Annotated in this window: 11 protein-coding genes and 2 pseudogenes; 9 read left to right on the forward strand and 4 right to left on the reverse strand. The window is 73.5% G+C overall.

Features of this window, described 5'->3' with window-relative positions:
* Positions 1 to 4 precede the first annotated feature (4 nt).
* From BW996_RS06780 to BW996_RS06790, 3 genes are read left to right on the forward strand one after another with little or no spacing between them, the layout of a single operon-like run.
* Positions 5 to 1240, forward strand: a complete 1236-nt coding sequence (locus BW996_RS06780) for a multidrug effflux MFS transporter (RefSeq protein ID WP_037483990.1) — start codon at positions 5 to 7, stop codon at positions 1238 to 1240.
* Positions 1237 to 2217, forward strand: coding sequence for a tRNA (adenosine(37)-N6)-dimethylallyltransferase MiaA (gene miaA / locus BW996_RS06785; protein ID WP_037483988.1), 981 nt, complete (start codon positions 1237 to 1239; stop codon positions 2215 to 2217). Before BW996_RS06780 ends, miaA begins: the two co-directional genes overlap by 4 nt.
* The gene (locus tag BW996_RS06790; RefSeq protein ID WP_037483986.1) at positions 2214 to 2891 is read left to right on the forward strand and encodes an ABC transporter ATP-binding protein; all 678 of its coding nucleotides are present in this window, start codon (positions 2214 to 2216) and stop codon (positions 2889 to 2891) included. Before miaA ends, BW996_RS06790 begins: the two co-directional genes overlap by 4 nt.
* Positions 2892 to 2914: 23 nt before the next feature.
* Here BW996_RS06790 and BW996_RS06795 read toward each other — a convergent pair whose 3' ends face one another.
* Entirely contained in the window at positions 2915 to 3775 is an 861-nt protein-coding gene (locus BW996_RS06795; protein WP_051632125.1) for a GGDEF domain-containing protein, read from the reverse strand.
* A 134-nt stretch (positions 3776 to 3909) separates the two neighbouring features.
* Between BW996_RS06795 and BW996_RS06800 the strand changes: the two genes are divergently transcribed.
* Together BW996_RS06800 and BW996_RS06805 are read left to right on the forward strand one after the other, a co-directional pair.
* Positions 3910 to 6462 (forward strand): FtsX-like permease family protein, encoded by a 2553-nt coding sequence (locus BW996_RS06800; RefSeq protein WP_037483984.1) that lies wholly within the window; start codon positions 3910 to 3912, stop codon positions 6460 to 6462.
* The gene (locus BW996_RS06805) at positions 6459 to 7610 is read left to right on the forward strand and encodes a lipocalin-like domain-containing protein (RefSeq protein ID WP_139330781.1); all 1152 of its coding nucleotides are present in this window, start codon (positions 6459 to 6461) and stop codon (positions 7608 to 7610) included. The genes BW996_RS06800 and BW996_RS06805 overlap by 4 nt, the downstream gene beginning before the upstream one ends.
* Before the next feature lie 57 nt (positions 7611 to 7667).
* On the opposite strand, the pseudogene BW996_RS22570 reads toward BW996_RS06805, so the two are convergent.
* Both BW996_RS22570 and BW996_RS22575 read right to left on the reverse strand, forming a co-directional pair.
* A pseudogene (locus BW996_RS22570) lies at positions 7668 to 8096 on the reverse strand (methyl-accepting chemotaxis protein); the annotation flags it as partial.
* 240 nt (positions 8097 to 8336) lie between these two features.
* Positions 8337 to 8849, reverse strand: a pseudogene (locus BW996_RS22575) (hypothetical protein); the annotation flags it as partial.
* 43 nt (positions 8850 to 8892) lie between these two features.
* On the opposite strand from BW996_RS22575, the gene BW996_RS06815 reads away from it, so the two are divergent.
* The 4 genes from BW996_RS06815 to BW996_RS06830 all read left to right on the forward strand — a co-directional run bounded on the left by BW996_RS06815 (position 8893) and on the right by BW996_RS06830 (position 12461).
* Positions 8893 to 10689 (forward strand): ABC transporter transmembrane domain-containing protein, encoded by a 1797-nt coding sequence (locus tag BW996_RS06815; protein ID WP_037483982.1) that lies wholly within the window; start codon positions 8893 to 8895, stop codon positions 10687 to 10689.
* Positions 10686 to 11054 carry a PilZ domain-containing protein gene (locus tag BW996_RS06820; protein ID WP_037483980.1) on the forward strand — a complete coding sequence of 123 codons (369 nt, stop codon included), beginning with the start codon at positions 10686 to 10688 and terminating at the stop codon, positions 11052 to 11054. Before BW996_RS06815 ends, BW996_RS06820 begins: the two co-directional genes overlap by 4 nt.
* Before the next feature lie 64 nt (positions 11055 to 11118).
* Positions 11119 to 11943: a thymidylate synthase gene (locus BW996_RS06825; RefSeq protein ID WP_037484003.1), complete on the forward strand. Its 825-nt coding sequence runs from the start codon at positions 11119 to 11121 to the stop codon at positions 11941 to 11943.
* Entirely contained in the window at positions 11940 to 12461 is a 522-nt protein-coding gene (locus tag BW996_RS06830; protein WP_037483978.1) for a dihydrofolate reductase, read from the forward strand. Before BW996_RS06825 ends, BW996_RS06830 begins: the two co-directional genes overlap by 4 nt.
* Here BW996_RS06830 and BW996_RS06835 read toward each other — a convergent pair.
* The gene (locus BW996_RS06835; protein WP_051632123.1) at positions 12430 to 13389 is read right to left on the reverse strand and encodes a CYTH domain-containing protein; all 960 of its coding nucleotides are present in this window, start codon (positions 13387 to 13389) and stop codon (positions 12430 to 12432) included. The genes BW996_RS06830 and BW996_RS06835 overlap by 32 nt on opposite strands.
* Positions 13390 to 13399: the final 10 nt, after the last annotated feature.

Raw genomic sequence — 13399 nt, forward strand, 5'->3', positions numbered from 1 at the left:
CCCCATGAACGCCACCTCCCCCGCCGCCACCGCCGTGGCCCGCCCGGCCGACCTGATCATCGCCATCGCGCTGGCGCTGCTGCTGGGCCTGCAGCCGGTCTCGACCGATCTCTACCTGCCGGCGCTGCCGGGCATCAAGACCGAGCTGGGCGCCTCGATGGCCGCCACCCAGCAGACCATGGCGGCGCTGCTGCTGGCCTTCGGCTTCGGCCAGCTGGTCTGGGGCCCGGTGGCCGACCGCTTCGGCCGCCGGCCGGTGCTGCTGGTGTCGCTGTCGGCCTATCTGCTCTCCAGCCTGGCGGCGGCCACCGCGGCCGACATCCAGGCGCTGATCGCCACCCGCATCGTGCAGGGCGCGGCGATGTCGGGCGCGGTGGTGGTGGCGCGCGCGATGGTGCGCGACCTCTACCAGCCCAGCGAGGGCATGCGCATCATGTCGCTGGGCATGTCGGGCCTGGGGCTGATCGCGCTGTCCAGCCCGCTGCTGGGCGGCCTGGTGACCGGCTGGTTCGGCTGGCGCGCCAGCTTCGTGACCATCGCGCTGATCGTGCTGGGCGCGCTGCTCTTCGTCGCGCTGCGTCTGCCCGAGACGATCCGCGAGCGCAATCCACGCGCGCTGCAGCCGGGCCCGCTGCTGCAGAGCTGGGGGCGCATCCTGCGCCACCCGACCTTTCTCGGCTGGTCCGGGCTGACCGCCGCGACCTACGGCGGCCTGTTCCTCTTCCTGTCGGGCTCGTCCTTCGTCTACATGCAGGTGCTGGGCCTGAGCGCGACCCAGTACGGCCTGGCGCTGTGCAGCAGCTCGGTGGCCTATCTGGCCGGCACGGTGGTGTGCCGGCGCTGGCTGGTGCGCCACGGCCCGACCGGCGCGGTGCGCCGCGCCGCACTGATCTCGCTGGCCGGCGGCCTGTCGATGACCGCCCTGGCGCTGGCCGGCGTGCAGACGGTCTGGGCGGTGCTGCTGCCGCAGCTGGCCTACGCCTTCGGCCACGGCACGCACCAGCCCTGCGGCCAGGCCGGCGTGGTCGGGCCCTTCCCGCAGCAGGCGGGCATGGCTTCGGCGCTGTCGGGCTTCATCCTGGCGGCGACCGCCTTCTTCCTGGGCCAATGGCTGGGCGGCGCGCTCGACGGCACCACCCGGCCGCTGGCCTGCGGCGTGGGCGCGGCCTCGGTGGCGGTGGCGCTGATCGGCTGGACGGCGGTGCAGCGCCACGGCCTGCCGGCGGAGAAGACCGCATGAGCACCGCCCCGGTGCTGGTGATCGCCGGGCCGACCGCCTCCGGCAAGACCGGCGCGGCGCTGGCGCTGGCGCGGGCGGCGCGCTCGCGCGGCCTGCCGCCGGTGGAGATCATCAGCGTCGATTCGGCGCTGGTCTACCGCGGCATGGACATCGGCACCGCCAAGCCCACGCCGGCCGAGCGGGCCGAAGTGCCGCACCACCTGATCGACCTGATCGAGCCGACCGCCGCCTACTCGACCGCCGAGTTCGTCGCCGACGCGCGCCGGCTGATCGGCGAGATCCGCGCGCGCGGCGCCGAGCCGGTGCTCGCCGGCGGCACGATGCTCTACCTGAAGGCGCTGTTCGACGGCCTGGACACGCTCCCGCCTGCCGACGCCGCGCTGCGCGCCGAGCTCGACGCGCAGGCCGCGCGGATCGGCTGGCCGGCGATGCACGCCGAGCTGGCGCGCATCGACCCGACCACCGCCGCGCGGCTGGCGCCCAACGACGCCCAGCGCATCCAGCGCGCGCTGGAGGTCTGGCGCCTGAGCGGCCAGCCGCTGTCGGCCTGGCACACCGATCGCTTCGACCGCGCCCGCGTGGCCGAGGCCGCGCGCCCGGACGAATTCCGGCTGCTGTCGCTGGAGCCGCAGGACCGCGCCTGGCTGCATGCGCGCATCGCGCAGCGCTTCGAGGCGATGCTGGCCGAGGGCTTCGTGCCCGAGGTCGAGCGGCTGCGCGCGCGCGGCGACCTGGATCCCGGCCTGCCCTCGATGCGCTGCGTCGGCTACCGCCAGGCCTGGGAGGCGCTCGACGGCCTGTGGCCCGCCTCCGAGCTGGCCGAGCGCGGCATCGCCGCGACCCGCCAGCTCGCCAAGCGCCAGCTCACCTGGCTGCGCAGCATGCCCCAGCGCGAGGTGATCGCCGCCGACGGGCCCGACCCGGTCGGCGCGGTGCTGGCGCGCGGCCTGCCGCTGCTGGAGGCGCGTGCGCGATGACACCGCCGCCGCTGCTGCGTCTGCAGGACCTGGGCAAGGCCTACCGCGACACGCCGGTCTTCGAGGCGGTCAGCCTGGAGATGGCGCCGGGCGAGGTGGTGGCGCTGGTGGGCGACTCCGGCGTGGGCAAGTCCACGCTGCTGAACTGCATCGCCGGGCTGGACCGCGCCGACCGCGGCCAGGTCGAGATCGCCGGCCGCGCGGTGCAGGACCTGGGCGAGCACGCCGCCGCGCTGCTGCGCCGCGAGACGCTGGGCTTCGTCTTCCAGGCCTTCCATGTGCTGCCGCACCTGAGCGTGGCCGACAACATCGCGCTGCCGCTGCTGCTGCTGGGCTGGCGCGAGCGCGCGGCCATCGACGCCCGCGTGGCCGAGCTGCTGGCCGAGGTCGATCTGGCCGGCCTGGGCGGGCGGCGCCCGCGCGAGCTCTCCGGCGGCCAGCTCCAGCGGGTGGCGATCGCGCGTGCGCTGGTGCATCGCCCGGCGCTGATCCTGGCCGACGAGCCCACCGGCAACCTGGACCCGCGCACCGCGCAGCGCGTGCTCGACCTGCTGGTCGGCCAGGCGCGGCGCCACCGGGCCGGCTGCCTGATCGTCACCCATTCCGAGCACGCCGCCGCGCAGGCCGACCGTCGGCTGCGGCTGCGCGCCGACGGCATCGAGGCGCTGCGATGAGCCCGCCCGAGCGGCCTGCAACCTCAGCCGCCGAGCGACAGCGGCAGCGTGTGCACCCGGTCGCGGCCGGCGCGCTTGGCGTCGTAGAGCGCCTGGTCGGTGGCGCGGATCAGCGCATCCAGCGTCGGCGTGGCCGCGCTCATCGCCACCACCCCGAGGCTGATGGTCACCGGCACCTGCAGCGGATGCTGCGGATCGCGCAGCCCGGCCTGCACCGCCTGGCGCATGCGCTCGGCCAGCCGCACCGCCTCGCGCTGGCCGGTCTCGGGCAGCAGCACGATGAACTCCTCGCCGCCGAAGCGCGCCAGCAGATCGGTGCGCCGCAGCGTCGCCGCGCAGGTCTGCGCGATCTCGACCAGCAGCCGGTCGCCGGTCTGGTGGCCATGCTCGTCATTGACGCGCTTGAAATGATCGACATCGATCAGCACCAGCGCCAGCGATCGGCCATGGCGGGTGGCGCGCTCGAACTCCAGCGCGGCCTGCGTCATGAACCAGCGGCGGTTGCGCACGCCGGTCAGCGCGTCGGTCAACGCCAGCTGCTCGGCGCGGCTGCGCGCCTGGTCGAGCGCGACGATCAACCGCAGCGTGATGCCCGCACCCAGCCCGGCGATCGGCACCGGCAGCAGCGTGGCCAGCAGCAGCGAGCGGGTGCTCAGCGGCCAGCCCGCCAGCCAATGCCACAGCACATCGAGCAGCACCGACAGCAGCACGCTGGAGCCGACGATGGCCAGCGTGGCCTGCCTCACCCCGATCCGGTGGACCCAGTCGGCCAGCCGGTCCATCCACGGACCGAAGCCAGTCGGCAGACGCGGTGCCGCCTCGACCGGCTCGCCCGCCGTCGCCGGATGGGCCGGGTTGGCCGGATGGGCCTGGGGATCGTTCATGTTCTTGGATTGAATCTGGAACGCGGGTCAGGTACTGCTGCGGATTGTGCGCTCAAATCTGCTCACAAACGGTACCGAACCGTTGCAATGCAGACACGCCTGTGACGACCTCGCCCGCCCCCTCGCCACTTCCGATGCGCCGGAGTCGACCGGCTGGCGCCCTGCCCCTGCTGCTGACGCTGATCGCGCAGGAGATGCGCCACCATCCCGGCCGGGTCGCGGTGGCGCTGCTGGCGGTCGCGCTGGGCGTGGCGCTGGCCTTTGCGGTGCACCTGATCAATGCTTCGGCGCTGGCCGAATTCGGCCAGGCGGTGCGCACCGTCAACGGCCAGCCGGATCTGGAGCTGCGCCCGGCAGGTGCCCGGCAGCTCGACGAAGCGCTGTATGCGCAGGTCGCGGCGCGGCCTGAGGTGGCGCTGGCCAGCCCGGTGATCGAGATCGACACGGTCGCGCTGGACGCGGGCGGGCGCAAGCGCGGCCTGCGGGTGATCGGCCAGGACATGCTGGTGGCCGCGGCGCTGGCACCGGCCCTGCTGCCGCGGCCCGATCCGGCGCTGCGCGAGGCCTCGGGGGACGCGCCCCGGCTGGCGGCGCTCGATCCGGATCGGCTGTTCCTGAACCCGGCGGCGCAGCGCCTGTTCGGCGTGACCCCGGGGGGCACGCTGCGGGTGCAGAGCGGCGGCCGGCTGGTGGCGCTGACCGTGAGCGGCTCGGTGGCGGCCGACACCTCGCCGCTGGCGGTGATCGACATCGCGGGCGCGCAGGCGCATTTCGACCGGCTCGGCCAGCTCGGCCGCATCGACCTGCGCTTGGCGCCCGGCGCCGACCGCGCGGCCCTGCTGGCGGCGCTCGGCCCCGGCGTGCGCGCCGCCGCGCCGGACGAGGCGGCGCAGCGCGTCTCCAACCTGTCGCAGGCCTACCGGGTCAACCTGACGGTGCTGGCGCTGGTGGCGCTGTTCACCGGCGCCTTCCTGGTGTTCTCGGTGCAGTCGCAGGCGGTGGCCAAGCGGGTGCCGCAGCTCGCGCTGCTGGGCGTGATCGGCATGACCGGCCGCGAACGGCTGGCGCTGGTGCTGCTGGAGTCGGCGCTGCTGGGTAGCGTGGGCGCGCTGATCGGCCTGGCGCTGGGCGCCGGGCTGGCGCTGCTGGCGCTGCAGGTGCTCGGCGGCGATCTGGGCAGCGGCCTGCTCGGCGGCGGTGCACCGGCGCTGCAGTGGTCCGGCAACGCGGCGGCGGTCTATGGCGGCCTGGGCCTGCTGGCGGCGCTGGCCGGGGGCTGGCAGCCGGCGCAGGTGGCCGCCCGGCTGGCCCCGGCCCAGAGCCTCAAGGGCCTGGGCGGCGAGGATCTGCAGGCGCGCCGCCCCTGGCTGGGCCCGCTGCTGCTGGCGCTGGGCGTGGCGCTGGCCTTCGCGCCGCCCTGGCAGGGCCTGCCGCTGGGCGCCTATGCGGCGGTGGCGCTGCTGCTGGTGGGCGGCATCGTCACCGTGCCGCTGCTGGTGGGCGGGGTGCTGGGCCGCCGGCCCGGTGCGCGCCAGCCCATCCTGCTGCTGGCGCTCGAGCGTGCCCGCGACCAGCGCGACAGCGCCACCATCACGGTGGCCGGCGTGGTCGCCAGCCTGGCGCTGTCGGTGGCGCTGACGGTGATGGTGGCGAGCTTCCGCGACTCGGTCACCGGCTGGCTCGACGAGGTGCTGCCGGCCGATCTGTACGCGCGCACCGCCGCCACCCTGGCCCAGGCCGACGGCGCCTATCTGGAGCCGGACTTCGTGCGGGCCGCCGCCGCCCTGCCCGGCGTGGCGCGGGTGCAGGCGCAGCGCATCGTGCCGGTCGACCTGGATCCGGCACGGCCGCCGCTGGCGCTGATCGCCCGCGAGATCGGCGACGCCCGGCGCACGCTGCCGCTGGTGGGCGAGCCGGCCGAGCCGGTCGGCGACGGCCGCCCCGAGATCTGGGCCAGCGAAGGCGCGGTCGCGCTGCACGGCCTGGCGCCGGGCCGGGTGCTGGCGCTGCCGCTGCCCGACGGCCGCCGCATCGAGGTGCGGGTGCGTGGCGTCTGGCGCGACTACGCCCGCCAGAGCGGCGCGCTGGCGATCGAGCGCGACACCTGGCAGCGCCTGAGCGGTGACCGGCGGGTCAACGACCTGGCGCTGTGGCTGGCGCCCGGCACCGATCCCGGCGCGGTGCAGGCCGGCCTGCGCGCGCTGGCGGCCGATGCGGCGCTGCTGGAGATCGCCTCGCCGGCGCAGATCCGCGCCACCTCGCTGGCGATCTTCGACCGCAGCTTCGCGGTGACCTACTGGCTGCAGGCGGTGGCGATCGTCATCGGCCTGTTCGGCATCGCGGCGAGCTTCTCGTCGCAGGTGCTGGCGCGCCGGCGCGAGTTCGGCGCGCTGCAGCATCTGGGCATGGCGCGCCGCCAGGTGCTGGCGCTGGTCTGCGCCGAGGGCGCGGTGTGGACCGGCTTCGGCGCGCTGCTCGGGCTGGCGCTGGGGCTGGCGGTCAGCGTGGTGCTGGTGCATGTGGTCAACCCGCAGAGCTTTCACTGGACGATGGAGATGGCCCTGCCCTGGGGCCGGCTGGCCGCGCTGGCCGCAGCGGTGCTGATCGCCGGCACGCTGACGGCCTGGATCGCCGGCCGGGCTGCCGCCTCGCGCGAAATGGCGCTGGCCGTCAAGGAGGACTGGTGACCCTGATCCCGCTGCTGCATCCGCTTTCGCGCCGCGCGCTGCTGCGCGCCGCCGCGCTAGCCACGCCGCTGCCGGCCGTGGCCGCGGCGCCGGCCGGCGTGCGCCCGCGTGCGCTGGTCTTTCCGGCCGACTTCGGCGCCCATCCCGACACCCGCACCGAATGGTGGTACGCCACCGGCTGGCTGGCCGACCCGGCCCGGCCCGACGAGCCCAGCCACGGCTTTCAGGTGACCTTCTTCCGCTCGCGCACCGCGCTGGCGCAGCGCCAGCCGCCGCATCCGAGCGCGTTTGCCGCGCGGCAGCTGATCTTCGCCCATGCCGCGCTGACCGATCTGGGCGCGCGGCGCCAGCACCATGACCAGCGCATCGCCCGTGAAGGCTTCGGCCGCGCCGGCGCTGCCCTCGGCGACACCCGCGCCACGCTCGGCGACTGGCATCTGACACGCGAGGCCGGCAGCGACAGTGGGTCGAGCCTGTACCGCGCCCGGGTCGGCTCGGCCGCGCTGGGCGGCACGCTGACGCTGGTGCTGCGCACGACGCAGTCGCTGCTGCTGCAGGGCCATGCCGGCTTTTCACGCAAGGGCCCGGATCCGGAGCAGGCCAGCCACTACTACAGCCAGCCGCAGCTGGCGGTCGAGGCGCGCTGGCAGCCCGAGGGGGCGCCGGCCGTCGCACGCACGCTGACCGGCCGCGGCTGGCTCGACCATGAGTGGAGCGAGACGCTGCTGCACCCGCAGGCGGTCGGCTGGGACTGGATCGGCATGAACCTGGACGATGGCAGCGCGCTGACCGCCTTCCGGCTGCGCCGCGCCGACGGCAGCACGCTGTGGGCCGGCGGCTCCTGGCGCCGCGCCGGCCAGACGCCAGCGCAGGCCCAGGCCTTCGGCCCGGACGAGGTGCGCTTCACGCCCGGCCGCCGCTGGAGCAGCGCGGCCACCGGCGCACGCTATCCGGTCGAGTGGCAGGTCGAGACACCGGCCGGTCGCTGGACGGTGCAGGCCCTGCTCGACGCGCAGGAGCTCGACAGCCGCAGCAGCACCGGCACCGTCTACTGGGAAGGCCTGAGCGCGCTGCTCGGGCCCGACGGCCGCCGCGCCGGGCTGGGCTACCTCGAGATGACCGGCTATGCCGGCCGGCTGGCGCTGTAGCGCCGAGCCCTCTCAGGACGCAGCGGCAAGGCGGGAGGTGCGCGCCGTCGCTGCCGGCGAGTCTGCCTCTCCGGCATGCCCAATCTCGGCGACGATGCCGTTGACCCGGTTGATTGCCTGCACGATGTCGCCCATCGTGACCCCGGCGCGCTCGACCAGTGCCGAGCCTTGCTCGACGCGGCCGACGCTGGTGCCGATCAGCGACTTGATCTCGCGTGCGGCCTCGGCGCTGCGCTGCGATAGCAGCCGCACCTCGGCAGCGACCACCGCGAATCCCCGGCCCTGATCGCCGGCCCGCGCGGCCTCCACCGCCGCGTTGAGTGCAAGGATGTTGGTCTGGAAAGCGATCGAGTCGATGACACCGGTGACATCGCTGATCTTGCGCGACGACTCGGTGATGCCCTGCATCGTCTGCACCACATCCTGCATCAGCTCGCCGCCCCGCGCGGCAACATCGGCGGCCTCGCCCGCCAGCTGATTGGCTTCGTGCTGGGCGCTCATCAACTCGCTGGTCCGCGCCTGGACACGCGCCTCGAGCTCGTGGTGCAGCTGGCCCAGACGCTCGTTGGCCTCCTGCATCTCGGCGGTCCGTGCCGCCACGCGCTCCTCGAGCTCGGCGTTGAGGCGGCGAACCTCCTGCTCGGCACGGTCGCACTCCTGCATGCGACGCTCGAGATCGTCGTGCACTGCCTGCCACTGGGCCGGCCCCGGCAGCGCGATCGCCTTGGGCACCAGTCCCACCAGCACGATGGCCGTGCCGACCGAGGCCAGCGCCGTCACCGCCTTGATGAGGCCGGCTGCCAGATAGTCGGGATTCCAGATCGTCCACAACGACATCACGTGCGTGGCGCCACAGGCCAGGATGAACACCCCGAACAGGGTGAAGACCCAGCCGAACTGCAGGTCCTTGCGCCCACGCACCAGCTTGATCAGCAGCAGAGGAATGGCCGCGTAGGCCAGCGCGGTGACCGCATCGGAGATCACATGCAGGGCCAGCAGATCAGGCCGCCATGACAGGCAATAGCCATGCGGAACCATCTTGCCGAGCGTGTTGGCAATATCGACCATGAAAGCCTCGGGAGGAGTCAGGGGAGGGATGTAGAGCAACTGGCTGGCCCGTGGCGCGCGGCGAGACGAGCTTCGGCGCACCTGCTGCAGCTGACCACGGATGATCGGACGTGACCTTATTGCTAGGATGCCCGCGCCAGCCGGACAAGAACTGCCCGATTGCGATGCCATTTCGCCTGCTCGACCGGCATGAACCGCTTCCCCTCGCCGCCTGATGAGTGCAGACCGCCCCGATCGCCCCGCCGCCCCCACCGCCCGCCCGCTGGCGGCGCTGCGCCCCTTCTTCGCCCCCTACCGACCTCAGCTCCTGCTGGCGGCGATCTTTCTGCTGCTGGCGGCTGTCAGCACGCTGCTGCTGCCCTTCGCGCTGGGCACGCTGGTCGACCGCGGTCTGATCGCGGCCGATCCCGGCGACCGCATCATGGCGCTGCGCGAGCACTTCCTGGCGCTGTTCGCGGTCGGCGCGGCGATCGGGGTGTTCTCGGCGGCGCGCTACTACATGGTGAGCTGGCTGGGCGAGCGCATCACCGCCGACCTGCGCTCGGCCATCTACGCGCATGTCATCCGCCAGAGCCCGGCCTTCTTCGAGACCACCCGCGGCGGCGAGGTGCTGTCGCGGCTGACCACCGACACCACGCTGGTGCAGACGGTGGTGGGCTCGAGCCTGTCGATGGGGCTGCGCCATCTGGTCACCGGCCTGGGCGCGCTGACCGTGCTGATCCTGACCCATCCAGGCGTGATGCTGCCGGTGCTGGGCGTGCTGATGCTGGTGGTGCTGCCCACGCTGCTGGTGGGCCGGCGGGTGCGCCGGCTCAGCCGCGCCAGCCAGGACCGGGTGGCCGACACCAGCGCGATCGCCGCCGAGGTGATCGCTGCCATCCCGGTGGTGCAGGCCTTCGGCCAGGAGGGGCGCGAGGCCCGGCGCTACCGCGACGCGGCCGAGGCGGCCTTCGAGACCGCCGGGCGGCGCTCGCGCATGCGCGCGCTGATGATGGCCTTCATGATGACCGCCACCTTCGGCGCGGTGCTGTGGGGCCTGCACCAGGGCACCGGCGCGGTGCTGCGCGGCGAGCTCTCGGCCGGGCATCTGGGCCAGACCGTGGTCTATGTGGCGCTGCTGGTGGGCAGCGTGGCGGTGCTGTCGGAGGTCTGGGGCGACCTGCTGCGCGCCGCCGGCGCCACCGAGCGCCTGATGGAGCTGCTGGCCGAGCGCTCGCCGGTGCAGGACCCGCCCGCGCCACGCCGGCTGCCGCCCGCGACCGGCGGCGCGGCGCTGAGTCTGCGCGGCGTGGTCTTCCACTATCCGTCGCGGCCCGACCGCGCCGCGCTGGCCGGCATCGACCTGGAGATCCGCCCCGGCGAGACGATCGCGCTGGTGGGTCCCAGCGGCGCGGGCAAGACCACGCTGCTGCAGTTGCTGCTGCGCTTCCATGATGTCGATGCCGGCGCGGTCGAGATCGACGGCGTCGACGTGCGCGATCTGGCGCTGGCCGACCTGCGCGCGCGCATCGGCCTGGTGCCGCAGGACAGCACGATCTTCGCGGCCGACGCGATGGAGAACATCCGCTACGGCCGCCCCGACGCCAGCGACGAGGCGGTCTTCGCCGCCGCGCGGGCCGCGCAGGCCGACGGCTTCATCCGCGCGCTGCCCGAGGGCTACCGCACCTTCCTGGGCGAGCGCGGCGTGCGGCTGTCGGGCGGCCAGCGCCAGCGCATCAGCATCGCGCGCGCCATCCTGGCCGACGCCCCGCTGCTGCTGCTCGACGAGGCCACCAGCGCGCTCGACGCCGAAAGCGAGCATCTGGTGCAGAGCGCGCTGGACGCCGCCATGAAGAACCGCACGACGCTGGTGATCGCGCACCGGCTCGCCACGGTCCAGCGTGCCGACCGGATCATCGTGCTGGACAATGGCATGATCGCCGAACAGGGGCGGCACGCCGAACTGGTCCTGCGCGGAGGACTCTATGCCCGGCTGGCTGCCATGCAATTCCAATCCAGCGCCACGACATGACGACACCCACCCAGCGAGGATCGATCGACGACCGCAAGGAGCCGCGCTACCAGGTCAACTGGCGCGCGCGCATGACGCTGCCCGACGGGCAGATGCTCGAGGTTCGGGTACAGGACATCTCGCAGAGCGGCGTGGGCATGCTCAGCGACATTCCGGTGCCTGGCAATTCGGTGCTCAACATCGTCATCGGTGTGCCTGACCCGGACAACCTGGCCAAGGTGATGGGCGTGCCGGTGCAGGTGCACATGGCCTATGTGGTGCTGAACAACCACGACTTCCGCGTCGGCGGCAAGTGGGTCAACCTGCAGCCGGCGGCACGCGACCTGCTGCAGGCCTGGATCCGGCGACTGAGCTTCCAGGACTGAGCACGCACCGGCGCATGACAGAATCGCGGGCCTTTTCCTGTTCGCTGTCCTGCCCTTGCCGCCGATGAGCCTGCCCACCGATTCCCGCCCCGTCCGCACCCCGTACGAGGACTTCCTGCGCCATGTGCAGCAGCACGGCACGCCCAAGTCCGACCGCACCGGCACCGGCACCCTGAGCGTCTTCGGCCACCAGATGCGCTTCGACCTGCGCGAGGGCTTCCCGCTGATCACGACCAAGAAGGTGCACTTCCGCTCGGTGGCGCTGGAGCTGCTGTGGTTCCTGCGCGGCGACTCGAACGTGAAGTGGCTGCAGGAACGCGGCTGCACCATCTGGGACGAATGGGCCGACGACAGCGGCGATCTCGGCCCCGTCTACGGTGTGCAGTGGCGCTCGTGGCCAGCGCCGGACGGCCGCCACATCGACCAGATCGCCCAGGTCATCGAGCAGCTGCGCAGCAACCCCGACTCGCGCCGCATCCTGGTGAGCGCCTGGAACGTCGCCGACCTCGACCGCATGGCGCTGATGCCCTGCCACGCGCTGTTCCAGTTCTACGTCGCCGAGGGCCGCCTGAGCTGCCAGCTCTACCAGCGCTCGGCCGACCTGTTCCTGGGCGTGCCCTTCAACATCGCCAGCTACGCGCTGCTGACGCACATGGTGGCGCAGCAGTGCGACCTGGAGGTGGGCGACTTCATCTGGACCGGCGGCGACTGCCACATCTACAGCAACCACGCCGCGCAGGTGGCCGAGCAGCTCTCGCGCGAGCCGCTGCCGCTGCCGACGCTGAAGCTGGCGCGCCGACCGGCGTCGATCTTCGACTACGAGCTGGCCGACTTCGAGATCGCCGACTACCAGCACCATCCGGCGATCAAGGCGCCGGTGGCGGTATGAGCAGCCCGGCCCGCCCGATCGTCGCGCTGATCGCCGCCGTCGCCCGCAACCGCGTCATCGGTCGTGGCAACGAGCTGGTCTGGCACGATCCGGCCGACGCGCGTCACTTCCGCACCACCACGATGGGCTGCCCGGTCATCATGGGCCGGCGCACCTGGGAGTCGCTGCCGGCGCGCTTTCGGCCGCTGCCGGGCCGGCGCAATGTCGTCGTGACCCGCCAGGCCGGCTGGAGCGACACCGGCGCCGAGGTGGCCCACGGCCTGGACGAGGCGCTGGCGATGCTGGCCGAGGCGCCGAAGGTCTTCGTCATCGGCGGCGGCCAGCTCTACGCGCAGGCGCTCGGGCGCGCCGACGAGCTGGTGCTGACCGAGATCGACGCCGACTTCGACGGCGACGCCTTCTTCCCCGAGTGGCGCGGCGCCGGCTTCGTCGAGGTGGCGCGCCAGGCAGGCACGCCGCAGCCGGGCGGCCCGGCCTTCGACGTCGTCAGCTGGCGGCGTCCTCGTCCGGCAGCGTGAAGCCGATCAGCGCCAGCCACAGACGCTGGGTGTCGGCCAGGCGCCAGGCGGCAGGCTCGAAGGCCAGACCAGCCAGCAGCGTGGCGGTGTCGGCCAGCCAGGGCTCGACGCCCGCTTCGCGCAGCAGGCCGGCCAGATCGCTCATGCCCCGGGTCAGCGCGACCTGATGCGCCGGCGTGGCCTGCTCGTCGGCCACCTCGGCCGCCAGCGCCAGCACCGGGCGCAGCAGCGCCGCCACCCGCGCGCCGAAGGGTGCGTCCTCGGGCAGCGCCACGAATTCCGGCAGCGACGCCACCGTCTCGCCGCGCGCCAGCCGGTCGCCGCGCTCGGCCTTGCTGCGCACGTCCAGCCACAGCCCGAAGGCCTCGACCCACAGGTAGGACTGCGCCAGCAGCCCGTGCGCCGAGCCCTCCAGCAGCTCGAACTCGATCTCGTGCATCGGCAGCGTCGCCCCGCCCGCCTCGATCGTGCCGATGTCCAGCGCCAGCTCGACGCGGGCGCCCTCGGCCTCGATCTCGCGGCTCAGGCGCTCGATGTCGGTGGAGAACTGCAGCGCCAGATCGGCCTCACCCAGACCGCGACTGGCCAGCAGCGCCGCCAGCGCGATGCCGGCGGGCGTGCCGGCGTGGCGTCCGAGCGACAGGGCCGGCACCGCATCGGCGCCGGCGCGCGGCGGCAGATCGACCGGCGCGTTGTGCTCAAGCCGGCGCATCATGCCGTCGCCGCGGCCCTTGAGCGTCTGCACCCAGCCCTCGTCCTCGCGGCGCAGCCGCAGCGCGAAGGCCGCGCCGGCCAAGTCACGCGCCGCGGTGTCGAAGTAGCGCGCCTGCAGCCGCACCGCCCGCACCGCGCCGTCCTCGTCGACGGTGCTCGCCAGCGCATCGCGCCCGCGTGGCGGAATCTGGAACTTCAGCTCGATCTCTTGCATGGATGGCATC

It is taken from the genome of Sphaerotilus natans (assembly GCF_900156335.1).
In the GTDB taxonomy this organism is placed as follows: Bacteria; Pseudomonadota; Gammaproteobacteria; order Burkholderiales; family Burkholderiaceae_C; genus Sphaerotilus; species Sphaerotilus natans.

Excerpts from the sequence above, each read along its gene's own strand:
- BW996_RS06815 (WP_037483982.1), top strand. The coding sequence starts at position 8,893 with ATGAGTGCAGACCGCCCCGATCGCCCCGCCGCCCCCACCGCCCGCCCG.
- BW996_RS06820 (WP_037483980.1), top strand. The coding sequence starts at position 10,686 with ATGACGACACCCACCCAGCGAGGATCGATCGACGACCGCAAGGAGCCG.
- BW996_RS06835 (WP_051632123.1), bottom strand. The coding sequence starts at position 13,389 with ATGCAAGAGATCGAGCTGAAGTTCCAGATTCCGCCACGCGGGCGCGAT.
- BW996_RS06780 (WP_037483990.1), top strand. The coding sequence starts at position 5 with ATGAACGCCACCTCCCCCGCCGCCACCGCCGTGGCCCGCCCGGCCGAC.
- BW996_RS06790 (WP_037483986.1), top strand. The coding sequence starts at position 2,214 with ATGACACCGCCGCCGCTGCTGCGTCTGCAGGACCTGGGCAAGGCCTAC.
- BW996_RS06825 (WP_037484003.1), top strand. The coding sequence starts at position 11,119 with ATGAGCCTGCCCACCGATTCCCGCCCCGTCCGCACCCCGTACGAGGAC.
- BW996_RS06830 (WP_037483978.1), top strand. The coding sequence starts at position 11,940 with ATGAGCAGCCCGGCCCGCCCGATCGTCGCGCTGATCGCCGCCGTCGCC.
- miaA (WP_037483988.1), top strand. The coding sequence starts at position 1,237 with ATGAGCACCGCCCCGGTGCTGGTGATCGCCGGGCCGACCGCCTCCGGC.
- BW996_RS06800 (WP_037483984.1), top strand. The coding sequence starts at position 3,910 with ATGCGCCGGAGTCGACCGGCTGGCGCCCTGCCCCTGCTGCTGACGCTG.
- BW996_RS06795 (WP_051632125.1), bottom strand. The coding sequence starts at position 3,775 with ATGAACGATCCCCAGGCCCATCCGGCCAACCCGGCCCATCCGGCGACG.